Below are 25,303 nucleotides of genomic sequence, written 5' to 3' on the forward strand. Positions count from 1 at the left end.
TGGGAAAATTGACATTGCCAGATTGCCTATTATTATTGTAAGCAAAATCACTCCGTCAGCCTGATCAGTCTTTTAAAATCCTTAGATATTTTTTTCTCTTCACCGGCTATGTAATCTCCGCTGAAGGGGGCACCACAGTCCTGGCTGTCCAGAATATGAATCAGATTTCCTTTTTCAAAATAATTCCGTATTTCTGTAATCTCTGATTTTTCAAAATCAAAAGCTTCCGTATCATTGTTTTCTTTCATCGTTTTCTCATCGTAGAACAAGGGACGATTATACCGGTAATCTTTTTCAAATACAAAAGACAGTTTTCCGTTCATGAGGTAGTATTCAACCAGTGTTTGTCCCATTTCTCCATAATGTCTGGCTATTACTTTTTCCAATTGCTTGTTGTTGTAGTAAAAAGTAGCTTCACCACCTTCTGCGGATTCTCCTTCAATAGATTTTTTCTTGACGGAAGACCATTTTGTAATGGAATTGATTCTTTTGAAATTGGACTGTATAGGCTTTAGACGTTCTTTTAAATATTCATTCGTACTACTATCTTCTGTGTTAAAGGTCTCTTTAATTCTAATGGTATCTCCTGTAGCAGAAGTATAAAACTGAACATCTGAACATTGGGCATAGGTAGAACTTGTTACAGCCAACAAAATAAAGAATCCAAAAAGAAATCTGTTTTTCATGGTAATGTGTGTTTTTTAAACAACTTTAAAAGGACAGGTTAAAATTATTAAAAAAGAGCTGGATTCTAAAAATCAATTCATCATATTCACAAAGAAAAAGCAATCATTTATCAAGTAAATTTCTCAACTTTAAAAAATATTTTATACCTTCGCTTCGTGAATTTTAACAACGGAACATATTATTATAGAATTTTTAACTCAGATCTGGGATAGGGATTCTTATGAATATAATTTAAAACCTCGTCCTTGACGAGGTTTTTTTATTTTAAAAAAAAATTAAAAAGATGAAAATTAGCATTATTGGAGTAGGATTAATCGGTGGTTCGATGGCTTTGAAATTAAGAGATAAAAACATCGCCGACTTTATCTACGGGATCGATAACGATAAAAAACACATCACCGAGGCATTGGATTTAAAGATCATTGATGCAGAGGCAGATCTGGAGAATGGAATCAAAAATTCTGATCTGGTCATCCTGGCAATTCCGGTAGATGCTGCCAGAAAACTGCTGCCCAATGTTCTTGATCTTATATCAGATCAGCAGACGGTTATGGATGCAGGTTCTACAAAAGCAGGAATTGTAAATGCTGTGAGAAACCATCCGAGACGTTCAAGATTTGTCGCCTTTCACCCGATGTGGGGAACAGAAAACAGCGGTCCGAAATCGGCTATTGCAGAGAGCTTCTCCGGAAAGGCCGGAGTGATCTGTAATAAGGAAGAGTCTGCAGATGACGCTCTGCAAACCGTTGAAAGTATTGTTGAAGCTCTTGATATGCACATGATCTACATGAATGCGGAAGACCATGACATCCATACGGCTTATATTTCCCATATTTCCCATATTACATCATATGCCCTGGCCAATACTGTTCTGGAAAAGGAACGTGAAGAGGAAACCATTTTTCAGCTGGCAAGCTCAGGGTTTTCCAGTACCGTACGTCTTGCCAAATCCCATCCGGAAATGTGGGTACCGATCTTTAAACAAAATAAAGAAAATGTCCTTGATGTTTTGAATGAACATATTACTCAGCTTAGAAAGTTTAAGTCAGCACTGGAAAAGGAAAATTATGAATACCTGGAGGAACTGATCAGCAATGCCAACAGAATCAGAGGAATCTTAAGATAAGATACCTCATAAAATCTTAATGCCGGGGTTACCTATTTTATACTCCAACGACAATAGGATCATACCTATTAAGAGTACTAAATTCCTGCAAAATGACAATCTGGACGATGAGTCTATCCTGTACAGTCATTTTCGCAGGAATTTCATTTTTACTTACTTTGACAATTAACCTTATAATTAAGCCAGCCTTGGTGTGAGCCTTTTACTTTTCTAAAACTACCCTTTATTGATATTTACCAACAGAAATCGTAAACACTTGATAATCTACCACATAGCTTCATTACTGATTGTTTCTTCATATTTTATTTTCCATTTTCATGAATTTTTTTTTAATAAAATTAAAAAATATTTTAACTTTATTAAAAAAAATATTACTTTCGTAAAAAATTTAATGAATGAAACTACCCATTATATGTCCAAGCTGTGATCATACACTTCATGTAAGTCAGATGAAATGCCCCGGCTGTAGCACAGAAGTTAACGGTGACTACGAATTGCCGGTTCTTCTTAAGCTGAACCGTGATGAACAGGATTTCGTCCTCAACTTTTTCTTATCCAGCGGCAGCATTAAAGAAATGGCAAAGCAGGCAGGACTATCCTACCCGACCATGAGAAACAAAATGGATGATCTGATTACCAGGATCAGCCAATTGAAAACTAACCCTGAAATCTAATACCTATGAACTGGAAAACCATTTTCAACCCGTTTGAAAAGTTTGATGAGAAACTGCTTCTGCTCGTCGGAATTCTGGCAGTGATTGCATCTATTGCCATTGGATACTTGACAGAAACTTCTTTTAACAGCATTTTCAAGATAGGCCGGTTAGAAAGTGCTAACCTGCAAACCGTTTCTGTATTGACCGTAGTAAGCTTCGCGATGGCCATTGCAGTGCTTTTAATTTTAGGTAAAATCTTCAACAAAAAAACGAGGATCATTGATATTGTCAATACAGTTTTAATATCTCAGGTTTTCTTGATTATGCTCCAGGCTCTGGAAAAACTCCCTTATAACCGTACGGCCCGGAAAAATGTCATACAGTATCAGCAGGCCCCCGAAGGAATATTCCCGATCTGGGATTTTACCATAATGACTATGATGTCTCTATTTGTAATTACAATACTTATTTACAGCATCATCTTATACTATAACGGTTTTAAAACAGCTACGAATATCAAAAAGTGGCAGCACATCGCCCTATTTGCAGTGATATCGATTATCACCACACTGGTCTGCCAAATCATAACCCATAAACTAATCTAATCCTATGAAAATCAAATTATTTGTAGTGCTGGTACTTCTGGCACACGTTTGTCACGCCCAAATTGAAGGAACATGGAACGGGGAACTGGATACCCAGACCATGAAATTACCGGTTATTCTGAAAATCAAAAAAGATGAGAAGGACTTTAGCTCCACTCTTAACAGCCCAAAACAAAGTACTAAAGAATTTCCGGCCGACAAAACGGAATTTAGCAATAATGAACTCAGCTTTGAAATACAAAAGCTAGGTGCCTCTTACAAGGGCATCTACAAAACAGATCATTTCGAGGGTTTCCTTTTGCAAAACGGTCGTAATTTACCCCTGAATTTATTTAAAGGTACCGAACCAAAGACCAGCAGCGACCTCTCTTTCCTCAATGGAAAAGCGATTGATACTAAAAAAATAGACAATTTTCTGGACCATATTGCAAGGAATAACCAGGGAATAGGAAGTGTCTCCATTTTTAGAAATGGTTCAGAAGTCTATCGTAAAGATTTTGGGCAGCACATGCTAAGCAATGCCGCTGATGATAAAAACACCCTCTACCAGATCGGTTCCATCAGTAAACTGATGACCGCTGTAATGCTTCATCAGCTTATAGAAAACGGAAAGCTGAGTATGAACGATCAACTGTCGAAATTCTATCCCGATATCCCCAATGCGCAGAATATTACGATAAAGACCATGTTGAATCACACCAGCGGACTGGGCGACTACGTAGGCAAATCTATTGAGAATAACTGGCTTTTTGGAAAACCTGTAGGGAATGATGCTATTATTAAAGCCATAAAAAAAGAAGGAGTGAGTTTCCAGCCCGGACAAAAAATGCAGTACTCTAATTCTGCCTACTTCCTGCTCAGTAGAATTCTGGAGAGCATCTACCAGCAGCCCTATCACCAGATTCTCAGAGAAAAGATTCTGAAAAAAGCAGGCATGAACCATACGTTTTCAGTGCTTGATCATCCTGAAAAAATCTTTAAACCTTACGAATATAAAGACATGGCCTGGACCGAAGTAAAAGATTTCAACTTTCAAAACTGTATAGGACTTGGGGACATTACCTCTACCCCTGAAGATCTGAATATTTTTATCAACGCCCTGTTTGCAGGAAAATTTATAAAAAACGAAACGGTGGACATGATGATTTCTGATAAAAATGAAAAACTTTTTGGCTCCGGAATCATAAAGATGCCTTTTTACAATATTACCTTATACGGACATGGCGGTGACACTGCAGGCACCCATTCAACAGTTTCCTATGAACCAGCAGATCAGTTATCTTTCGCAGTTACCATCAATGGTGAAAACTATCCGCATAACAGTCTTTTCATTGCCATTTTGAATTTGATCTATGGCAAAGACTTTCCATATCCTGTATTTGAGAACCCAAAAAACTCATTGTCGGAACTGGAAAAATATACCGGTGATTACATTTCGAAGGATATCCCTTTGGGTTTAAAAATATTCGTTAAAAATGATAAACTATTTGCCCAGGGAACCGGTCAGCCTGAATTTGAGCTGACATATGCTGCCAAAGACCGCTTTACATTTGACAAGGCAGAACTGGAAATCAATTTTATCCCCGAAAAAGGGCAGTTCCAACTACTGCAAAGAGGAAAAAGATACCTATTTGGTAAAAAGCAACCATAAGACACTAAGCTGAACTATTTGTATACCTTTTTTTAAAAGTTTTTAACAAAATGCCCCTAAAACGTCTGTCTTTTAGGGGCATTTTTATTTTCATAAAAAATATTGAGTTTTTAACATTCCGGAACATTTACCGCAATGGCTAATCCACCTTCCGAGGTTTCTTTAAAACGATCACTCATCGACTGGGCTGTCTCCCACATGGTCAGGATCACCTCATCAAGAGTCACTTTTGCTTTGGCAGGGTCACTTTCCAGTGCAATATTCGCTGCCGTGATCGCTTTCATGGCACCCATCGTATTTCTTTCAATACATGGAATTTGTACCAATCCTTTAATCGGGTCACATGTTAAGCCTAAATGATGTTCCATTGCGATTTCTGCCGCCATCAGTACCTGACCTACAGTTCCTCCAAGGATTTCCGTAAGCCCGGCTGCAGCCATCGCTGAAGACACTCCGATTTCAGCCTGGCAACCTCCCATTGCCGCAGAAATTGTTGCATTTTTCTTGAATAATGTACCAATTTCTCCTGCGACAAGCAGGAATCTTACAATATCATCCTCATTGGTAAATGGTGTAAATGCCTGAGCATACATCAATACCGCCGGAATTACCCCACTTGCACCATTAGTTGGAGCCGTAATAATTCTTCCGAAACTGGCATTCTCCTCATTTACTGCCAATGCAAAACAGGCAATCCATTTGTTGATATTCGTAAAGTTTTCTTCAGCATCCACCACCTGCTGAAACCACTCATCTTTATTTTTATATATTTTGTCTCCTAGCAGTTTTCTGTTGATTCCCGCAGCTCTTCGGGAAACATTCAGGCCACCGGGAAGAATCCCCTCCTTATTGACGCCCTTATAAATGCATTCTTTGATCTGCTGCCAGATATATAGAGCTTCCTGTCTCGTCTCTTCCTGAGTTCTCCAGCTTTCCTCATTAATTAAAATTAAATCTGAAATCTTATTAAATCCAAGCTTTTCGCAATACCTTGCGATATCTGATGCTTTGTGACAAGGGTACAATGTACGAACACACTGCTTTTCAATAGAGTTTTTTTCCTGGCTGGCAATAAACCCGCCGCCTACAGAATAAAAATCCTGAACAAGTTCGGTTCCGTCCTCAAATACAGCCCTGAAGATCATTCCATTCGGATGGAAATCAAGGCTTTTTTTCATATTTAAAACCAAATGATGCCCGTAAATAAATGGAATTACTTTCTCCCCACCCAGATTAAGGGTTTGAGTCCTTTTGATGTATTCGATTTTCTCATCGATTTTTGAAGTATTGATGGTCTTAAAATCTTCACCATTCAGACCAAGCATTCCTGCGATATCTGTTCCATGCCCGATTCCCGTTTTAGCGAGTGATCCAAAAAACTCAAGAAAAACCTCCTGAACTTCCTCGATGGATCTTTCTCTTTTTATAATTCTGATAAATGCAGCTGCGGCATTCCATGGCCCCATCGTATGCGAACTGGATGGGCCTATTCCAACTTTAATAATCTCAAAAACCGATATTGATTCCATAAATGATTCGTCATTTCCTCAAAAGCAAAGATACACGATAAATCTTAATAAAAAGCACTGTCGGCCCCCGGAATTATTAAGTGTTGATGTCCTTTGAAATAAATTTATCATCCGTATTTTTGTACATTAGCAGACAGTATTCGTTCTATTGGTATACAAGTTATTCTTTATTTATTTTGAATGGAAACATTAATCCAGAGTATATCGCAACATGTCAAATTAAGTCCTGAAGAAATTTCCATTTTTAAAAGCTTCTGGACGGAAAGAGTGTTGGAAAAAGGAGAATTCCTTCTAAGAAACGGAGATATCTGCCGCCATGACAGTTATATTGTTTCCGGCGTTTTAAAAGCATTCTGTATCAATTCTGAAAATGGAAACGAAGAAATTCTTTTTCTAGCCATTGACCAATGGTGGGCCACGGACATTTTAAGTTTTTCCCAACAGAAAGTGTCCATCTACAACATTCAGGCATTGGAAAAGACGAGACTTTTGCAAATCAGCCACCATTCGTTTCAAAAAATGCTGCAGGAAATTCCAGCTATGGAAAGATACTTCAGGATCATCCTCGAAAGCTATTTGGGAACAATGGAGAAGAGAATTGTACTGAATCATATGTACAAAGCCGAGCAGAAATATTATCATTTCCTCGAAACCTATCCCGGTATAGCCTCCCGGGTTCCCCAATATCTGATTGCTTCCTATTTGGGAATCTCTCCTGAATTTATCAGCAGAATACGAAAAAAAAATAAATCCTCTTGAACCAGATCAATTTTTTCTACATACTTTATCAGGATTTTTGTTGATATAAATCATAACAATGAAAATATTGATCATTAATTCAAGCGTAAGAAACGAAAGATCTTACAGCAGAAAACTTACCCGTCTTTTCGAAGAAAACTGGAAAACAAAATACCCGCTCGATACATTTACCTACAGAGAAGCCGGCATTGACAGTGTTCCCAATATTGATGAAGCCTGGATTGCAGGAGCATTTAAAAAACCCTCGGACAGAACAGAAGAAAACAAAAAAACATTACAGCTGAGTGATGAACTCGTCAATGAACTCCGGGACCATGATCTCTACGTCATTGGTACTCCCATGTACAACTGGTCTATCCCAAGCGGATTAAAAGCTTATATTGATCAGGTGATGAGGATTAATGAGACCTGGAAATTCAGATCCGGAACGCCAGACGGCGATTACGTAGGCCTTCTTGATCATAAAAAAGCATTTATCCTGTCAACCCGTGGAGATACCGGATATGGCGAAAACGAGAAAAACGGATCCGTTAATTTTCAAACCACGTACCTGAAGCATATTCTCGGAATTATGGGGGTTCGCGATGTCACGATCTTTTCATTAGATAATGAAGAGTTTGGAGGTGAAATTTTTGAAAAGTCAAAAAATAAAATTTTCAATGCCATCCATTCTATTGAATAATTCTCAAAAGAGTCTGTTTCATCCGGGTATTATTTATCTGGGCATTGTGTCTACGGTCGTTAGCCAATGCCCTTTTTCCTGTTTTTTCATCACCTGAAACTTTCCTGGTGTTGGGAGAGGTCGAGCCCTGTATTTTCAGACTCTTCTGAAACCCTGAGGGTAATGATAGAATCTGTAATCTTGTACAAAAGAAGGGAACCGAAAAATGTAAAAACAGAAACCAGAAATAATGCAGCCATATGGTGGAGGAAGACCTCAACGCCCCCGTGAAGCAGGCTGGCATTTTCACCATGCGCGAAAACAGCGGTCAGGATCATTCCCATAATGCCTCCTACCCCGTGACAGGCAAAAACATCCAGCGTATCATCTATTTTCTTTAAAGGTTTTAGATTAAGCATCGTATTGGAAACTATCGCTGTAACAAATCCTATAAACAGACTTTCCTGTATATTGACAAACCCACAACCCGGAGTAATAGCCACCAGACCGACCACCGCTCCAATACAGGCTCCCAAAGCAGAAATGCTTCGTCCGTTGATCCTGTCAAAAAAGATCCACGTCATCATCGCAGACGCCGATGCAATAGTGGTTGTACCAAACGCTGTGGCAGCAGAAGCAGAAGCACTGAGTGCCGACCCGGCATTGAATCCGAACCAACCAAACCAAAGCATGCCTGTTCCTAAAAGTACATATGGAATATTCGACGGCTCATGATGGGGATTTTTCCTCCTTCCAACTACCAATGCACCTGCCAGAGCTGCAAAACCAGCGCTCATATGGACAACAGTTCCCCCTGCAAAGTCTTTCACACCAAAATATTTGTTCAGAAGACCTTCCGGATGCCATACCATATGACAAAGTGGAGTGTAGATGAAAATACAGAAAAGAACAATAAACAAAAGATAGGAAATAAAACGAACCCTCTCAGCAAAGGATCCAGTAATAATAGCAGGTGTAATCACTGCAAACTTCATCTGAAAAAGAGCGAAAAGTATAAAGGGAATGGTAGAAGCCATCTGATGATGAGGTAAAGCTCCCACTCCGTTAAAAAAAGGATAACTGAAAGGATTACCTATGATCCCGTAATGAACTCCATGGAGACTGAATCCCAGCGACTCGCCAAAGGAAAGGGAGAATCCGATCACCACCCATACTATAGAAATAACCCCTAATGCTATAAAACTCTGTAACATGGTAGAGATTACATTTTTCTTGCCCACCATCCCACCATAGAAAAACGAAAGGCCGGGCGTCATCAGCAGCACAAGGCCTGCCGCTGCCAGAATCCAGGCTACATCAGCTCCAACAATCTTATCTTCACTGAGAAAATCAGCGCTGTTCATTCTGTCTGGATCAGGATTCCAAAAAAGCCCCCCTACAGCGACAACCGTAATAATTACAAATGAAACGATCCATTTAAATCCTATTTTCATGAAATTTTTATTTAACCCCCATCAAATTTAGGGATTAATTCCATAAAAACATTATTTTAAACAAGCACACCCACTAAAAAATGCTATTCATGGCGTAATAATGACATCTTCACAAAATACTTCATTTAATATCTTAGAGACTTCTTTGGATTTTGTGGCGGGGAAAAGATGGGTTCCGCCTTTTATAATATAATCCGGTTTCGAATAGCGGACCGGGAAAACAATATCTTTATCGCCCAGGATCTGAATGACATTGGGATTCTCTTCGAATTTCCATTCGGAAACCTTTTCAACGGACCACTTCAGGTAATAAGGATCCCGGACCTTAAAGTACTGAAGTAATTTGGGATTTTTGGGGTCAAAAAGTTTTCGGACCAACGCATATACGGAAGCGGCTCTCGTATTGAACAGGCCGACAGGCAGTATTCGCGGTATTTTCGTAACCTCACCGGTTTTTATAAACCTTGATTTTTCTTTATCCGATTTTATACTGCCCAGTATTACTACCTTCTCTGCAGGCTTCAGTACATTGATCTCCTGCACCATGATTCCCCCAAAAGAATAACCTAATAGACAGAACGGTTCAGAAGTGTCTATTTTTTCAGACATTCTTTGCACATAATCATGAAAAGCCTCATTGTGCTTCGGGATAAGCCAATCTATAAAAATCACTTCGCAGTTTTTGGGAAACTCAATTCTTTCAAGGACTTTAAAGTCTGCTCCCAGACCGCTGACCACATAAATTTTCATACCTACTAATTTATAAAAAATACAGAAAAGGGACTATTAAAATTAAATAATGATCTTCTTATCACTCCAACAAAAAAAGAGCACCTCGACGAGCTGCTCTTTACTATATCAGAAGGATGTTCTCCTTATTTTTTCTTTTTTACAGGAACCCTGTTATCGTTATCCAATTTTTCTGTGGATACTTTGAACTGAATGTCCATTTCATTTTTAATGAAATAGTCTTTCAGTGACGACTGATAGAATACTTTAAAGTCTCTTCTGTTCAGAGAGAACTTCGCAGACTCGATCACTACTGTAAACTGAGTAACATATACATTGGCCGGGAAAGAAATTGTTTTTCTCACTCCTTTTATGGTAAGATCTCCGTATACGGTAGAATTGTATTCGCTGTTGGCCAAAGGAATAATTTTAGTTAAATGGAATTTGGCAACCGGGAATTTTTTTACTTCAAAGAAATTTGTGCTTTTAAGGTCATTGGTCAGTTTGATCTGATCCTCATCAGAAACATCTCCGGCCATCATACTTCTCATATCTATCACAAACTCTCCGTCTACCAAAACAGTGTGGTCAAAGTTGAATTTTCCACTCTTCAGCTTTACCGTTCCTGAATGGGAAGAAGCTTCAGTTTTCACAACCTTATATCCCCACCATCTGATCTCCGATGAAGTCACTTTTGAAACTTTATCAAATTTCCTTTGAGCAGAAACAAATGATATACTTGCGCACACCATAGCAAACAATAGTAATCTTTTCATTCTTTTTTATTTACAATTCAACAAAAATAAAAAAAAGTGTAGAACTTCTACACTTTTAATAATCTTTTTTTGATTAATTTATTGAGCAGTCACCTTTATAAGCATATCAATATCATCTTTCACAAAAACATCCTGCATGGAAGACTTGTAAGCGACATCAAATTTCTGTCTGTCGAAAGAAAATTTGTTGGATACCAGACTTACCACTCCTTTGCTGTAAGAAATTTTGGCAGGAAAAGAAACCTGATTTGTTTTTCCTTTTACCGTAAGATTTCCTGTTACCAGAGAGCTGTAGATCTTATCGTTGTTTTTCTTTACTCCAGTAATTTTGAAATTCGCAGTCGGGAATTTTTCAACTTCAAAGAAGTCACCGTTTTTAAGGTGTCCGTTCAGTTTCTGCTGGTATTCTCCTGAAAGGTCTGTAGCGTTGATGGAAGTCATATCCAGTACAAAGTTCCCTCCTACCAGTTGATTTCCTTTCATCACCATATCTCCGGACTTCACTTTTACCGTTCCGTCATGAGAGCTGGCCTCAGATTTTGCAACTTTATATCCCCACCAGTGAACATCAGAAGCAACTACTTTTTTTGACTGTCCGAAAGCTAAACCACCAGCTAATACTGCTAATAAAAATATTTTTTTCATTGAATAGAATTGTTTACTTATTTACTCCTGCAAATGTAGCCATCTTATTCAATAGATGCTGTTGATGTATATCAAGAAATTCAATTATTTTTATGAATAATATCATCCCATAAAAAAACTCCGAATTTCTTCGGAGCCCGTATTTTTAATCCTGATAGTAGGCCGTATACAGTGCCATACCTTTTAATGCAGTATGATTTTGCTTGACCAGATAAATAGGTATATTTCTTAGCATATCTTCCATTTTATCACTGATCTTGAATTTTTCATAGAATTTAGCCTTATCGATGTATTCTCTTATCATCTGAGGAATATCTCCCGCGATCAGTAAGCCACCGGTAGCTTTCACTTTTAAGGTCAGGTTATTCGCCTCTCTGGCCAGGAACTCCAGGAAAGTATCTAATGCAATTCTGCAGATCATCACATTCTCTTCCATGGCAGCCTTATAGAGCTCTTCTACAAAATCACCCTGTGCAAGACGCTCCCCAAGCCATTCCGGCTCCGGATGTCTTTTCACATCCCTCAGGAATCGGTAAATATTGAAGAGACCACTTTTGGAAAGAACATTTTCCCAGCTTACGATACCATAGATATTGTTCAGAAACTGGTAAAACTCAACTTCCACATTCGTTCTTGGTGAAAACTCAGAATGTCCGCCCTCTGTTGCAAAAGGCCTCAGGTATTTTCCGTCAAAGAAATATCCTGCTTCTCCAAGCCCGTTCCCCGGTGCAAGAATAGCAACATTTCCTTTTTCAAGATGGCCGCTTGTATAGATCGCTTCAAGATCATCATCTTCAAGAAGAGCCATTCCGTAGGCGGAAGCTTCAAGGTCATTCAGCATTTCTACCTTTTCGAAGCCGAAATCTCTGGCATATTCTTCAACATCTAAACTCCATCCCAATCTTGCCGGGCTGCTTTTCCCGTCAAGTACCGGTCCCGGCACTGCCATACCCAGCCGCTGTACGCCGGTGAGCTGATTATCCTCGATAAACTTTTTCAAAATATCTGAAAAAGAAGTATATTCTTTTGTAGAATATGTATTTTTTACTTTTATCTCAAGGCCTCTGTTAGCAGAAACAAAATAGCCTAAGATGGTTATATCTTCACGGAGACTGGCTCCGATGATAGAAACATTATTATTGCTGTTCTCTACTCCTGGTAAATACAGTGGAAACTTTGGATTCAGAATCATAACCTCAAATTTTATCAAATATAATAATAGTTTTCGTAAATCCTGCACGGAACGAAAAAACCTTTTCACTTTCGTAAAAAGGTTTTGATTAATAAATGTTTATATATTAAATCTAACTACTTTCCTAATGGAATATTATAACCGAATCCTACACCGATATTCCCCACATTATACTCTTGTCCTGCTAAATCTCCTTTATCTCCTACAAAAACCTTTTGGTATTGTACAAAGAAGTTCCAGTCTCTGTTGTGGTATCCGATCTCCGGCTTAAGGTAAAAACCTCCGCTTGCTCTCTCTACATTGGTATTGGAAGCTACCTGCTTATCTCCAACAAGGAATCCATATCCTAAGTCAGTTCCGAAATAGAAACCGGTTTGTTTTGGATAAATTCTTATTAAAGCTGCTACAGGAACTACTCCTACATCATTGTTTTTATAACCGTTGTTCTCTTTTCCGAAATAATGAGTATATCCTGATGCAATACCTAATCCAAATCCAGGAGTAATCAGGTTTTGGTACGCTACATCTACCCCAACGGCAGCAGAAAGGTTATCTGAAGGAACTGCTAAACCAACATTTGCGCCAACTTTGATCATATTATTCATTTGTGAACTTTGTGCGCTTGCGACTCCTGCTGTTAAAATTCCAGCGAGTACTATTGCTTGTTTAAACATTTTCATAACTCTAATTTTTTAATTTTACTACACAATAGGATGTAAAAATCGTGCCAAGCTAAGCGTCTCTGCTGCTTTTAACTTGAAACATCAGCACAACACAATGATTATCAATGTATTATTTTATGTTAAAATTTAAATACTTGTTTAACAAAATTTATAAAAATATATCTTAAAATTGAAGTGAAGAAACGGATTTCTTATGGAAATACTGACAGTTTCCAACAGAACATCATTATATTCTTCAGCCAATGTAATGTTCAACTTTGTGCAAAAGAAAAGACATCTAAATTTTTGATTTCGTTTTTAAGGATAGACCTGTAAAACCTTTAGGGTATCATGGTCGCTTGTCAAAAAATGATAACGAAGTAAATTACAGGAAATGTAAAATCACCTGGAGGATCGTGAACATTAACAAATTTTTGACAGGCGGCAATAAAAAAGAGACTGGTCATTGGAAGACAGTCTCTTTTTCAATAATTTCAAATTTTAACTACTTTACCTTTTAAGCAGTAATCTGCTTAGGCTCTTTCTCTTTCTGATCTTCTTTTTTATCAAGTTTCTCAGATATTTTTTTAACGATATATTCTATCGCTAAAGGGGCTATAATTGCAATTAATGCTTTAAATATTCTTGATTTCATAGTGTGACTTTGTACTTTATTAATACAATTTCCAAGCCAAGATAAAAATGATCAATAATTTTTTTACCTGTTGAAGCACTTAGATCATCCGTTGTCATCGGGAATGACCAGATTTTGGTAATTCTTAATTCCGGAATTGAATTTTTCTTCCATTCTTAGCCTCAGTTTCCTTGGTTTGTAAACAATTAGCGATTCTCCGAATCCCAAAAGCAGCCTTTCCAGCTCAAAATTAATTTGTACGCAAATTTTAAAGAGCGTTCCTTCATTGGTTTCAGCAATGATTTCCTGACTGCTGTGAAGCGGTTTTGTTTTTACGTAAGGAGAATTGGCGGAGTTGACAAAGAAAACTATATTCCTGGGAGCCATCGATTCTGAAACGGTCACACCAACGATATCTTTAAAGTATTCATCTCCATCAAGCTCTTTATCAATATACTTAAGTTTCTCATCTATTTCTATGCTTTCCATCCTGTCCAGTGCCAGGTTATACATTTTCTGTTTATAAAGACAGATCAGAAACCAGCGGTTGTTAAACTCTTTCAGGAGCTGCGGATGTACGGTATATACGTTCGAATCCCTTGCGGTAAAGCTTTTATATAGAATTTTCAAAACTTTTTTACTGATAATACTTTCATAGAGTATATCAATATGTTCCAGTCCTTTCAGCTGTTCGTTTTTATCCAGATGAATGATCGATTTCTGACTGGTTGCATGAATGGAATCTTCCAGTTTTTGTATGACCCCGTTCATCTCTTTAAACATAGAAAAATCTTTAAACTGCTTTAAAATCTGAACTGCATTATTCATGGCCTTCAGGTCACTTTCGTTCACAGAAATATTATGAATACTATACTCCGGATCGCTGTAACGGTAATACTTTCTCTCATAGACCTCAATAGGAGCTTCATATCCGAATTTTTCGCTTCGCATGTTCTGAAGGTCCAGCTGTACGGTCCGTTTACTTACATAAGATTCCTTGCCTTCAAATTCAAACAGAGCTTCTGAACATTCATCAATCAGATCTTCGAGTGTATATTTTCTGTATTTGTTTTTAAGACACTTATCTAATGTTTTATATCGGATCAGGGCGTTTTTATTCGATGACATAACCTTTGTGTTTATAAATCTATTGCTTATGGAAGCACCGGAAGATTACATGAAATTCACTATAACTGTTCACAGTTTCTTTCCATACAACTTATTTTCTGACCAGAGCTTCCCCTTCAAAAGTAATTCCTTCCCAGCCGTACTGCATAAAGTTTCTGATATTCTGATGATCCTCTCCCTGAGGGTTTTTCAAAACGTCTTCTCTGTAAAATTCTCCAAAAAGAAAAAGAGTCTGTTCTTTTGGAAGTTCATGAAGCTTTGCAAAACTGAAAACTTTGCATGAACCATTGTTCTGCCCTGCCTGATTGGTAGTATCCCCATTTTTAAATTCCGTTGGGGTAAAATCAAAGTGTTCATCGATAGAAGCGATGACCTCTTTAAACTGTATTGTTTCCGGGAATTTTTTTAGTTGTTCCATTAAGACCATAAGTATCGTTTTATTGTATGAAGTAAGAAAGCACTTATTTCGGTGCTCCCTGCTTAGTTTTTAACTTTTTGTAAAAATAATTAAAATTTTTATATCTGCGCAAAACTATTGCGCAATTACGATATTCCTTTGCAGTATCAAAATGAGAAAACAAATGGAATTTAATGGAAATCACTTAATCGAATTGGGATATAGACCTTCTACATGGTTTAAAGATGCCATTGCTTATATCAACGAAAATCATCTGGATGAAATTCAGATCAAAGAATATCTGGAGCAGTTTAAACAGCCTGAATATATTCCGCTTCACGAAACCGCTCCTGAGTTTATGGTTAACATCAGAGCTGAACATGAGAATGAAGAAGATAATGTAGAAAAAGTAATCAAGACAATGAAAGTCCTGATGAAAACACCTACCCTTACTGCCGGAGCTTTAATGCCTGATGCCTGTCCCACAGGTCCCGAAGGGCAGATTCCTGTGGGAGGTGTGGTGGTTGCTAAAAATGCAATTCATCCGGGATTCCATAGTGCCGATATCTGTTGTTCTGTAATGCTGACAGATTTTGGAAAGGTATCTCCTAAAGATATTCTGGACGCTGCTCATTCTGTGACGCATTTCGGATATGGAGGAAGACCGAGAGGAGAACAGATGCCAATGTCTCAGGAACTGATGGATGCCTTCAGAGAAAATGAATTCCTGAATGATGAGAAACTGATCAGCATTGCCCGTTCTCATATGGGAACCCAGGGAGACGGAAATCATTTCTTATTTGTTGGAATCTCCAAAAATACAGGAAATACAATGATGGTAACCCATCATGGATCCAGAGCTCCGGGAGCTGCATTGTATGATAAAGGAATGAAGGTAGCTAACCGCTTCAGACAGGATATTTCTCCTGAAACATTAAAAGAAAATGCATGGATTCCTTATGATACTGAAGAAGGAAAATCATATTGGGAAGCTCTTCAGCTGATAAGAACATGGACGAAGGAAAACCATACGAATATTCATGATGCTGTTTTAAATAAACTGGGTCTGGAAAAAGAAAACAGATATTGGAATGAGCATAATTTTGTCTTCAAAGATGGTGACCTTTTCTATCATGCTAAAGGAGCTACTCCACTGGATGATAAGTTTATGCCTGATATCACCGGACCAAGACTGATTCCTTTGAATATGGCTGAACCGGTATTGATTGTTCAGGGAAAGACTAACGAAAGAAACCTGGGGTTTGCCCCACACGGAGCAGGAAGAAATTTCAGCAGAAGCCAGCATAAAAGATCTTTGGCCCATAAAACCACTGAAGAAATCTTCAGTGAGGAAACGGCAGGATTGGATATCAGATTTTACTCCAATGAAATTGATATTTCCGAGTTGCCAACCGCTTATAAGAGTGCGGCCAACGTAAGAGCACAGATTGAAGAATATGGACTTTGTGAAGTATTGGATGAAGTGATGCCTTATGGATGTATTATGGCCGGTGACGTTCAAAAGAATGCACCCTGGAAGAAAAAGAAGAAATATAGAAAAGCATAAATTTCTTATTTACGATGACTCAGCATAAACCTTATAGGTTACAGAAATCTATAAGGTTGTCAAAAAACTAATACCCAAACCTTACAGGGGTAAAAGCCTGTAAGGTTCATGAAAACTTATCATAAAGGCAGGGGCAGTAGCTCAGATGGTAGAGCAACAAAATTACTTTTCGCTGCAGGCAAATAAAGTTCCTATGAATCACCAGATTTGTGGGTCACAGGTTCGAGTCCTGTCTGCTCCTCAATAGAATGAAATGGCTTATATTCATATCTGTCATTCCATACTAAAAAAATGTAAGGCACAGAAAGTTCCTATATTTTAGAAATACTTTCCGCCTTTTTCAAAATACAAGGCAAAGGGAGTTCCTATATTTTTTGGATAAATTACTCCCCGCTTTTTATAAACTATAGGTAAAAGGAGTTCCTATACACTTCACTTTTAATGAACCTACTCCTCACTTATTTTTTTAAACTTAAAACAATGAAAACATTACAATTATTCAATGCTGTATTGGCTAAAAAATCAGATAAAACACCATTTATTTCCAATGAAGGTTTTATTATTGAGTCTGATGCACTTTGGGCTAAAAAAGAGATCGTTTCTTATTATGCAAAGGAAAAATTAAATGGAAATGATCTGAATAAAACGTTTCATAAATCCTGGGGGAAAATAAAAAACACCTCCAGAATTGACCTGTTTTTTGAACAGATTCAACATTATATTTCTACCTATGGAAGTAATTTCCAGAGTGAAGTCTATATTCCTAATGAAATACTGAATGTTCCTGATGTGAAGCTGATATTTAAGGTATTCAAAGCTTATACGGTAGAAGAAATGCAGGAAAAATGTCTTTCTCTGCTGAGATCCGGAATTGCTTTAAAAGAAGAAACGATCAATGATCTTTTATATATCCTTACAGAAGAGCTTGATTATGATTTTACAGGAAAAGAAAACATCAGAAATAAAGAAGCCATCATAAAAATCGCTGATTTATATGAGATCTATCCGGAAAATCCTGTTGAATTTTTCCGTTATGTGATTTATAAAACCACTCAAACAACGCTTTTAATTAAAAATGATGAATTGATTGGATTAATTCAACAAAGCAAATTCAATCCAACCCATCTGTTCGAAAGCTTTGGAATGGAAAAAATGGCTGAAATTTTCAACAGATTTAAACCGTTATTTCTTGCTTATAAAAACAGAGCTCCGAAAGCGATTAACAAAATTTCGAAGCTGTCTAAAGTACACCATAAGCCATTCATTTCAAATCCGTTGAATGAGGCGACTCATACATTATTGGAAACCAGCGATTGGCATTGGTTAGAAAATACAACACCGTTTGCCCTATTCAAAGCATTGTCAGCCTGCCATTCCAGAATGTATGGTCAGGACACTTTTGTCTATAGAGTCAGAAATGGAAAATCATGGGTTAAAAAAGGGAAGGAAACTTCTGTGAATCTGTTAAACTATGGTTTTATTTTAGATTTTTTGAAGCTGAAATACGAAAGTTTTTCCGGAAAGAAATTTTATTTCCCAGAGAATGTAGAATTTGCGCTGCCAACATCTGAAAAAATGTTTGTTGGAAATATTCCTACCGGAACCCGTTTTTATGCAGATAGACTGGCTGTTGGTATTTATTGGGAAGATAGATGGGGTGCCCGGGACCTTGATCTTTCAGGATTGAACATTGCAGGAAAAATAGGTTGGAATGCAGATTATAATTATGATGATGGACAGCTGATGTATTCCGGAGATGTGACTTCGGCTCCCAGCGGTGCTGTAGAATATCTTTACGCCAATAAAGGGTTAAGTACCTCTACTCTTGTCATGAACAATGTATTCAGCGGAGATGCGAATTGTGGATATAAAATCGTGATCGGAAAGGGAGATCAAATTTCCTACGATTATATGATGAATCCCAATAATCTCTTTGCTGAAGCGAGATGTAACTCGGTTCAGAAACAGACAATCCTGGGAATCCTATTGCCAAAGAACGGAAAACAATGCTTCGTATTGTTGAATTTCGGAGCGGGACATTCTCATGTTTCCGGAAATAATGAGGTATCCATAATGGCTACCAATGCATTATACCAGCAGTGGTATGAAGCAATGTCTTTCAATGAACTTGTAAAAGAGCTTGGAGCAGAGATTACCACAAAAAAAGCAGAAGCTGATTTTGATTTTTCACTGGAAACTTTGGAAAAAGATAGCTTTATCAGAATTTTTAAATAAAAAAGCGCTGTTCAATAGATTTGAACGGCGCTTTTCTTTTAACAGATGATTTTATCTCTCAAAGACTGAACAGATTTTCTTAAGCATAAACATTGTGCGATTTGTGGGAGCTGTGGGAGCTTTTTATTTCCCACGGATGTCCCAGATTTTTACTCTCGCAAATTTTGCAGATCATGCAGATTTATTTTTTACATTAAATAGTTATCCATTTATTTTCTTAATGGAAAAATAGCCTTCGTTAGCTTCAATAATTACTTTCTTTCCGTAATCAATCTGAATATTGAACATATTTTCTAAAGGAAACTGCAATACAGTCTGGAGAATCAGACGGATGACACCGGCGTGAGCGATGATCAGAACTTTTTCAGCATCTTTTTTAGCGATCAATTCATTCCAGAAATCATGCACCCGGATCTGCATGTCAAGAAGATTCTCACCTCCGGCAGCTCTGATGCTGATAAAATCCTCATACCAGGGATTGATTTCCTCCGCTGGAATTTCAGTCCATTTTTTCAGTTCCCAGGCTCCGAAATTCATCTCCCGAAGTCTTTTATCTGTTTCATACTCGAATGCAAAGTGATCGGCTAAAAGACAACATCGCTTTGACGGACTTGTAAAAACCAGATCAAAATCACGAGCCATATTTACTTCTGCAAAATCATCAAGATATTGTTTCCGCAAGGGTACGTCGGCAAATCCATAACACAGGTTTTCAGGATTCTCTACCGCGGTATGACGGATTAGATGAATTTCCATACAATGATTGTTCCCAGGTAAAACAAAACTTCACAAACCTGCTGTACAGATCCCAGGCAATCACCTGTATATCCTCCAATATGCTTTTTAAAATACCATCCCAGGTACATCTTTCCAAGATAGGCCAGAATAAAAGCAAAGATCAGCCGCCAGTCCGGTATGAGCATGAAAGAAATAAGAATACTTACAAAGCCTACCATCAAGGCCATTGTGTCCAAAGGTGTATTGGCCAGAGGCTTTGACTTGCTGGCATCAATATCTGTCACATACCGGTGGGTATAGATCATGGTGCCGGAAATAAATCTGCTGGCTGTGTGAGCCATAATGATAATGCCAGAAGTTTTCAATACATCAACGGTACCCAACGCCTGAATGCTCAGGAATTTCAAAGCAAACACCAAAATAATTCCAATCGTTCCATAAGCTCCCACTCTGCTGTCTTTCATGATGGTCAGAATTTTTTCTTTTCCATATCCGCCCCCGAAGCTGTCACACATATCCGTAAAACCGTCTTCATGAAATGCACCGGTCAGTAAAACACTGGAAATCATCATCAGAACAATTCCGATTTCCAGATTGAAAATCTGGGAAGAAAAATAGAGGATCACAGCATTGATCAACCCTACGACGAGCCCGACCCATGCAAAATACTTCTGAGATTTATTCATGATCTCACTGGAATACGGAATAGCCACCGGAACAGGGATCCTGGTAAAAAACATGAGTGCCGTTGCAAAATAAATCAGTTCATTCTTTAAGGTCTTCATTCTATTCTTTATTTGAAACGTGAGCCTCTTCAAAACTGGACATTTCATTCAGGAAGTTTACCGCACTTTGAATAAGCGGATAAGCCAACGCACATCCTGTTCCTTCGCCAAGACGCAGGTTAAGGTGTAATAAAGCTTTCTGGCCCAGGAATTCCAACAGCTGAAGGTGAGCATTCTCATCACTTACATGGCAGAAGATGCAGTTGTTGAGGATTTCAGGATTTTTTTTCCATGCTGCCGCTGCTGCAACGGTAGCAATGAAACCATCCACCATAATCAGCATATTCTGACGATAAGCTTCTTCCATTGCCCCGATCATCTGAGCAATCTCCAAACCACCGAAAGTCCGGGCAATGTCATCCACCTCATCGATGTCCGGATACTTTTCTATCGCCGAAGACAACAGATGGATTTTGTTCTGAAGCTGGTCGTCATTCAGCCCTGTTCCACGTCCGATACAAGTCACAACTGGTACATGGAACAGCTTGCTCATCATCAGCGAGGAGGCGGAGGTATTCCCGATTCCCATTTCTCCAAAGCCAATGATATTACTACCGGCCGCTGCAATTTCGACCACTACGGACTGTCCGTTTTCCAACGCCTGTTGATATTCCTGGACAGTCATGGCAGGTTCTTCCAGAATATTGCGGCTGGATTTTCTTACTTTTTTATCAATGAGATTCAAACCTTCCGGAAAATCAAAATGAACGCCGGCATCGACAATCCTGATGTCAATACCATTCTGTCTGCAAAAAACATTGATAGCAGCGCCTCCACCAAGAAAATTCATCACCATCTGATAGGTTACTTCCTGCGGATAAGCACTAACCCCTTCTTTTGCTATTCCGTGGTCAGCAGCAAAAACGACCATATGAGGATTCAATAACTTTGGGGACGTGGTCTTCTGAACCATTCCGATTTTGTGAGCAATTTGTTCCAGATGTCCTAATGCACCCAGAGGTTTTGTTTTATAATCAATTGTATGTTGTAGTTCGGATGATAACATGGATTTCAAATGTAGTTATGTTAAGTAGAAAAATGCAATATTAGTAAAATAGGGGATATTTTGCAGGGTATGCCATGTAAAAAGTACGTGTAATTTTAGAATTGGGTTGCTAGATACCCAGTGTTAGAAGAAAGTTTTTACACGCTCACCCTCAAACCCAAGAACTCACATCCCGAATTTCTTAACTTCAAACAACTACGCAAGTACATTACGCACAATGCCATTTACTTTGCACTATAAATCATAAACAATGACACCGAAAATACTAGAAAAGATAAAAGAAGTAGAGACAGCACGAGGGGTAGAAGTCCTTCTTGCCGTTGAATCTGGAAGCAGGGCCTGGGGTTTTGCCTCTCCTGACAGTGATTATGACATACGTTTTATATACCGCCATGAAAAAGACTGGTATCTTTCGCCTTGGGATAAGGATGAAACGATAGAGTTTATGACCGAAGATGACCTGGATGGTTCCGGGTGGGATCTCAGGAAGACCTTTCATCTTCTTCTGAAATCAAACGCCGCTTTACTGAGTTGGTTCTATTCTCCTATCGTTTACATGGAAAATACAAAGTTTGTAGAGCTTTTCAAACCATTGGCTGATGCCTGTTTTTCACCGGTAGCGGTTTCTTATCATTACTTAAGCATGAGCAAAAAATATCTGGAAGCCTGCAGAGCTGATGAAATAAAATTAAAAAGTTACTTTTATTGCTTAAGGACTACATTAACCGGAAAATGGATCATAGAAAAAGGGACAGTTCCGCCAGTATTGTTCAGTGAGCTGCTTGTTTTAGTGGATGATAAGACCAGAACAAAAATAGAACATCTCGTAGCCCTAAAAGCAACGAAAGGAGAAGCTTATTATCATCCGAATGATTGGGAATTGTTTGAGTTTTTGGAGAAAACCATAGCTTATAATGAGGAGAAGTCAAAGGATTTGAGAGGTGGAAATGCTGATAAGAAGGAGATGGAGAGGGTTTTTAGGGAGATATTAAAGAAATGTTAAGGATTACGGGAAACCGTAGTCTTTTTTTATGGATTCTAAATATATTGTTAGCAGGAAAAATACCACAAAATTTATACATTATTAATATATTAGGAAACCTTAAAATCAATCATAAACACAATATTGAAAACAAATTAAAATTAGTTATTGCAGAAAACAAAACTCTTTAATACAATAGAAATTATTTAATGATATGAAAAAAGTAAATGTTTTAAGAATTTTTTTAGCTTCTCCAGGTGATGTTAAAGCAGAAAGAGAAATGATATTTGCCTTAAAAGAAGACTTAGATTTATTAATAGGAAAAGATAAAAATATAAAATTCGAAATTGTCAACTGGGAAAGGAATACTTATCCAGGAAAAGGAATTGATGCTCAAGATGTTATTAATGAACAAATAAATGGTGAATATGATGTCTTTATTGGTATTTTCTGGCAACGATTTGGAACTCCTACTAACCGATATGAATCAGGAACACTTGAAGAATATGAAAACGCAAAAAAGAAATATGAGAGTGATAAAGAAAACACTCATATTATGATGTACTTTAAAACCGAAGGAAATCCCAATATATACGATATAGATATTGAACAGCTTAAAAAAGTTAAAAGCTTTAAAGATAGAATATCGAAAGAAGATGGTGTATTATATTTCGAATTTGAGAAAACAGAAGATTTAAAAAACTTAGCGCAAATTAATTTAGCAAACCTAGTTAGAGATAAATTTTCAAAAAAGAAAAGAAATGTAAGAAAATCACCGCAACAAAAAAACGATTCTCTTTCAACAAAAATGACGGATGTCGATAAATATGAATTACTAGCTATGAGAATTGATAAAGGAGATTATAACATAGAATTTGAGAGTTTTTTAGAAGATATTGAAAAAACAAATAGCTTTTTATCTGACCTATCTTCATCAACAAACAAACTAATTTTAGTTATGAATTTTTTTACTACCAAAACTAGTGAAAAAACAAAACAGTTAAATAGAGTTAATAATATAAAAGATGAAAGATTACGTTTAACAAAAGCAAAAAAAGTTTCAAATGATTATGCTGATGATTTAGATAAATATTCTGAAGATTTTGAAACTCTTTTACCTGAATTTAAAGAATCGATTAGTAACAGTATACAATCATATTCTGAAATTATTTACAAAACTATCAACTCAAATTCATTTGATCAAAATAACAAAAATGAGTTACTCGAAAATTTACCTAATTTTATTTCTTCTGTAGAAACTGCAATAGAAGGGACTGCGGATTTCCTTGAGACTTTTACTAAAATGAATACACACCTTACATCCAAGTATAGTACTGCTAAAAGAAGGGCAGAACTTGCAACAAATAATGTCTTCAAAGAATTGATCAGAACAAAAAAGCTATTAAAACAATTACTTGATGATAATAAAGATTAATTATTTACATATCATTATATAAGATTTCACAAAAGAAATCATAATATATAAAAAATGACCATCCAACACCTAAAAAATAAAAACCTCATCCTCTTCGAGGCTATCTCCGGAAGCCGTGCTTTCGGGCTGGCAACGGAAACTTCGGATACGGATATCCGTGGGGTGTATTATCTGCCGAAGGAAGATTTCTTTGGGCTGAACTACATTCCGCAGATTTCCAATGAGACAAATGACATTACGTATTATGAAATCGGAAGATTTGTAGAATTGCTGCAGAAAAACAATCCTAATATTCTGGAAATTCTGGCAAGTCCGGAAGATTGTATTCAATATAAACATCCGTTGATGGATCTGCTGAACACTGAAGATTTCCTGTCAAAACTATGCAAAGATAGCTTTGCAGGATATGCTATCTCACAGATCAGGAAAGCAAAAGGGCTCAATAAAAAGATTTTAAATCCTATAGATCAGGAGCGAAAATCCGTTCTGGATTTCTGTTTTATTCTTGAAGGGCAGGGTTCTGTACCGTTGAGAAAGTGGCTGCATGAATTTCCTTCAACAGGAGGAGGAAACGGTCTCCTACAGGAGAAATGTGGGTTGACAAATATTGATCATACAAAAGGAATGTATGCATTATTTTATGATGAACAGGGAACACTGGGCTATAAAGGGATTATCCAGAACGAAGAGGCCAATCAGGTTTCTCTATCCTCTGTTCCCAAAGAGGAAAAGCCTGTTGCTTACCTTTTCTGCAATCTGGACGCCTATTCGGTCTACTGCAAAGGGTACAGGGAATACTGGAAGTGGGTTTCTGAGCGTAATGAAGACCGTTATAATGTCAACCGGACTCACGGTCAAAATTACGACAGCAAAAATATGATGCACACCATCCGGTTGCTGCAGTCCTGTGAACAGATTTTCAAAACCAATGCATTAACGGTCTGTGTAGAAAACCGTGATGAATTGCTGGATATCAAAGCAGGAAATCTATCTTATGAACATGTCATGCAAAAAGCAGAAAACCTTATAGAATCAATAGATAAATACTATTCTACTTCCCGGCTTCCTGACTACCCGGATTTAGAAAAAACAACAAAAATTCTGATTAAGATAAGAAAAAAGCTGTACGGCAAGAATGATGAATTATAAATGATAAGTTATGAATGGTAGTATCTCACTAACTGTGTAAGTTAAAAAGTTATTCTGGAAAATTTTGAGCCCTTACAGCTCAAAAAATTTTACGGAAATAACTTTTTATTATTTT

At 37.5% G+C, this 25,303-nt stretch carries 25 protein-coding genes and 1 tRNA gene; 12 read left to right on the forward strand and 14 right to left on the reverse strand.

Annotated elements, in window-relative coordinates; genetic code table 11:
• Nucleotides 1-47: 47 nt before the first annotated feature.
• Entirely contained in the window at nucleotides 48-686 is a 639-nt protein-coding gene (locus DRF67_RS10085; protein ID WP_115928174.1) for a hypothetical protein, read from the reverse strand.
• A 284-nt stretch (nucleotides 687-970) separates the two neighbouring features.
• On the opposite strand from DRF67_RS10085, the gene DRF67_RS10090 reads away from it, so the two are divergent.
• The 4 genes from DRF67_RS10090 (at nucleotide 971) to DRF67_RS10105 (ending at nucleotide 4,725) form a co-directional block, all read left to right on the forward strand.
• Nucleotides 971-1,813, forward strand: coding sequence for a prephenate dehydrogenase (locus tag DRF67_RS10090; RefSeq protein WP_115928175.1), 843 nt, complete (start codon nucleotides 971-973; stop codon nucleotides 1,811-1,813).
• A gap of 395 nt (nucleotides 1,814-2,208) precedes the next feature.
• Complete coding sequence (locus DRF67_RS10095; protein WP_115928176.1) at nucleotides 2,209-2,487, forward strand: DUF2089 family protein; 279 nt, start codon at nucleotides 2,209-2,211, stop codon at nucleotides 2,485-2,487.
• A 5-nt stretch (nucleotides 2,488-2,492) separates the two neighbouring features.
• The gene (locus DRF67_RS10100; protein WP_115928177.1) at nucleotides 2,493-3,074 is read left to right on the forward strand and encodes a YIP1 family protein; all 582 of its coding nucleotides are present in this window, start codon (nucleotides 2,493-2,495) and stop codon (nucleotides 3,072-3,074) included.
• Nucleotides 3,075-3,078: 4 nt separating this feature from the next.
• Nucleotides 3,079-4,725, forward strand: a complete 1,647-nt coding sequence (locus tag DRF67_RS10105; RefSeq protein WP_115928178.1) for a serine hydrolase domain-containing protein — start codon at nucleotides 3,079-3,081, stop codon at nucleotides 4,723-4,725.
• A 110-nt stretch (nucleotides 4,726-4,835) separates the two neighbouring features.
• On the opposite strand, the gene DRF67_RS10110 is transcribed toward DRF67_RS10105, so the two are convergent.
• Nucleotides 4,836-6,254, reverse strand: a complete 1,419-nt coding sequence (locus DRF67_RS10110) for an L-serine ammonia-lyase (protein ID WP_115928179.1) — start codon at nucleotides 6,252-6,254, stop codon at nucleotides 4,836-4,838.
• 180 nt (nucleotides 6,255-6,434) lie between these two features.
• Here DRF67_RS10110 and DRF67_RS10115 point away from each other — a divergent pair, with 180 nt between their 5' ends.
• Both DRF67_RS10115 and DRF67_RS10120 read left to right on the forward strand, forming a co-directional pair.
• Nucleotides 6,435-7,013, forward strand: a complete 579-nt coding sequence (locus tag DRF67_RS10115) for a Crp/Fnr family transcriptional regulator (RefSeq protein WP_115928180.1) — start codon at nucleotides 6,435-6,437, stop codon at nucleotides 7,011-7,013.
• A gap of 58 nt (nucleotides 7,014-7,071) precedes the next feature.
• On the forward strand, nucleotides 7,072-7,695 hold the full coding sequence (locus DRF67_RS10120) for an FMN-dependent NADH-azoreductase (protein ID WP_115928181.1): 624 nt from the start codon (nucleotides 7,072-7,074) through the stop codon (nucleotides 7,693-7,695).
• Between the two features lie 89 nt (nucleotides 7,696-7,784).
• Here DRF67_RS10120 and DRF67_RS10125 read toward each other — a convergent pair whose 3' ends face one another.
• The 9 genes from DRF67_RS10125 to DRF67_RS10160 all read right to left on the reverse strand — a co-directional run bounded on the left by DRF67_RS10125 (nucleotide 7,785) and on the right by DRF67_RS10160 (nucleotide 15,321).
• Entirely contained in the window at nucleotides 7,785-9,128 is a 1,344-nt protein-coding gene (locus DRF67_RS10125; protein ID WP_115928182.1) for an ammonium transporter, read from the reverse strand.
• Between the two features lie 87 nt (nucleotides 9,129-9,215).
• Nucleotides 9,216-9,878, reverse strand: a complete 663-nt coding sequence (locus DRF67_RS10130) for an alpha/beta hydrolase (protein WP_115928183.1) — start codon at nucleotides 9,876-9,878, stop codon at nucleotides 9,216-9,218.
• Nucleotides 9,879-10,003: 125 nt separating this feature from the next.
• Nucleotides 10,004-10,633 (reverse strand): YceI family protein, encoded by a 630-nt coding sequence (locus DRF67_RS10135; protein WP_115928184.1) that lies wholly within the window; start codon nucleotides 10,631-10,633, stop codon nucleotides 10,004-10,006.
• Nucleotides 10,634-10,711: 78 nt separating this feature from the next.
• The gene (locus tag DRF67_RS10140) at nucleotides 10,712-11,278 is read right to left on the reverse strand and encodes a YceI family protein (protein WP_115928185.1); all 567 of its coding nucleotides are present in this window, start codon (nucleotides 11,276-11,278) and stop codon (nucleotides 10,712-10,714) included.
• Nucleotides 11,279-11,423: 145 nt separating this feature from the next.
• Complete coding sequence (locus DRF67_RS10145; RefSeq protein ID WP_115928186.1) at nucleotides 11,424-12,470, reverse strand: glucokinase; 1,047 nt, start codon at nucleotides 12,468-12,470, stop codon at nucleotides 11,424-11,426.
• 116 nt (nucleotides 12,471-12,586) lie between these two features.
• Nucleotides 12,587-13,150, reverse strand: coding sequence for a hypothetical protein (locus DRF67_RS10150; protein WP_115928187.1), 564 nt, complete (start codon nucleotides 13,148-13,150; stop codon nucleotides 12,587-12,589).
• A gap of 499 nt (nucleotides 13,151-13,649) precedes the next feature.
• Nucleotides 13,650-13,787 (reverse strand): hypothetical protein, encoded by a 138-nt coding sequence (locus DRF67_RS21520; protein WP_165851776.1) that lies wholly within the window; start codon nucleotides 13,785-13,787, stop codon nucleotides 13,650-13,652.
• An 84-nt stretch (nucleotides 13,788-13,871) separates the two neighbouring features.
• Nucleotides 13,872-14,894, reverse strand: a complete 1,023-nt coding sequence (locus tag DRF67_RS10155) for a helix-turn-helix transcriptional regulator (protein WP_115928188.1) — start codon at nucleotides 14,892-14,894, stop codon at nucleotides 13,872-13,874.
• 91 nt (nucleotides 14,895-14,985) lie between these two features.
• Nucleotides 14,986-15,321 (reverse strand): HopJ type III effector protein, encoded by a 336-nt coding sequence (locus tag DRF67_RS10160; RefSeq protein WP_115928189.1) that lies wholly within the window; start codon nucleotides 15,319-15,321, stop codon nucleotides 14,986-14,988.
• Between the two features lie 154 nt (nucleotides 15,322-15,475).
• Between DRF67_RS10160 and DRF67_RS10165 the strand changes: the two genes are divergently transcribed.
• From DRF67_RS10165 to DRF67_RS10170, 3 genes are all read left to right on the forward strand, one after another.
• On the forward strand, nucleotides 15,476-16,858 hold the full coding sequence (locus DRF67_RS10165) for an RtcB family protein (RefSeq protein WP_115928207.1): 1,383 nt from the start codon (nucleotides 15,476-15,478) through the stop codon (nucleotides 16,856-16,858).
• 130 nt (nucleotides 16,859-16,988) lie between these two features.
• A tRNA-OTHER gene (locus DRF67_RS21525) sits at nucleotides 16,989-17,099 on the forward strand.
• 239 nt (nucleotides 17,100-17,338) lie between these two features.
• Complete coding sequence (locus DRF67_RS10170; protein WP_115928190.1) at nucleotides 17,339-19,093, forward strand: hypothetical protein; 1,755 nt, start codon at nucleotides 17,339-17,341, stop codon at nucleotides 19,091-19,093.
• A gap of 201 nt (nucleotides 19,094-19,294) precedes the next feature.
• Here the strand turns inward: DRF67_RS10170 and DRF67_RS10175 are convergent, their stop codons facing one another.
• From DRF67_RS10175 to cobT, 3 genes are read right to left on the reverse strand one after another with little or no spacing between them, the layout of a single operon-like run.
• Nucleotides 19,295-19,849, reverse strand: a complete 555-nt coding sequence (locus DRF67_RS10175) for a histidine phosphatase family protein (RefSeq protein ID WP_115928191.1) — start codon at nucleotides 19,847-19,849, stop codon at nucleotides 19,295-19,297.
• Entirely contained in the window at nucleotides 19,834-20,616 is a 783-nt protein-coding gene (locus DRF67_RS10180; protein WP_115928192.1) for an adenosylcobinamide-GDP ribazoletransferase, read from the reverse strand. The genes DRF67_RS10175 and DRF67_RS10180 overlap by 16 nt, the downstream gene beginning before the upstream one ends.
• A gap of 1 nt (nucleotide 20,617) precedes the next feature.
• On the reverse strand, nucleotides 20,618-21,622 hold the full coding sequence (cobT, locus tag DRF67_RS10185; protein WP_115928193.1) for a nicotinate-nucleotide--dimethylbenzimidazole phosphoribosyltransferase: 1,005 nt from the start codon (nucleotides 21,620-21,622) through the stop codon (nucleotides 20,618-20,620).
• Nucleotides 21,623-21,872: 250 nt separating this feature from the next.
• Between cobT and DRF67_RS10190 the strand changes: the two genes are divergently transcribed.
• From DRF67_RS10190 to DRF67_RS10200, 3 genes are all read left to right on the forward strand, one after another.
• A complete protein-coding gene (locus DRF67_RS10190; RefSeq protein ID WP_115928194.1) occupies nucleotides 21,873-22,625 on the forward strand; it encodes a nucleotidyltransferase domain-containing protein in 753 nt (250 codons plus the stop codon).
• Nucleotides 22,626-22,818: 193 nt separating this feature from the next.
• Entirely contained in the window at nucleotides 22,819-24,039 is a 1,221-nt protein-coding gene (locus tag DRF67_RS10195) for a hypothetical protein (RefSeq protein WP_115928195.1), read from the forward strand.
• Between the two features lie 54 nt (nucleotides 24,040-24,093).
• Entirely contained in the window at nucleotides 24,094-25,188 is a 1,095-nt protein-coding gene (locus tag DRF67_RS10200) for a nucleotidyltransferase domain-containing protein (protein ID WP_115928196.1), read from the forward strand.
• Nucleotides 25,189-25,303: the final 115 nt, after the last annotated feature.

The sequence above is a fragment of the Chryseobacterium pennipullorum genome (genome assembly GCF_003384725.1).
Taxonomy (GTDB): Bacteria; Bacteroidota; Bacteroidia; order Flavobacteriales; family Weeksellaceae; genus Chryseobacterium; species Chryseobacterium pennipullorum.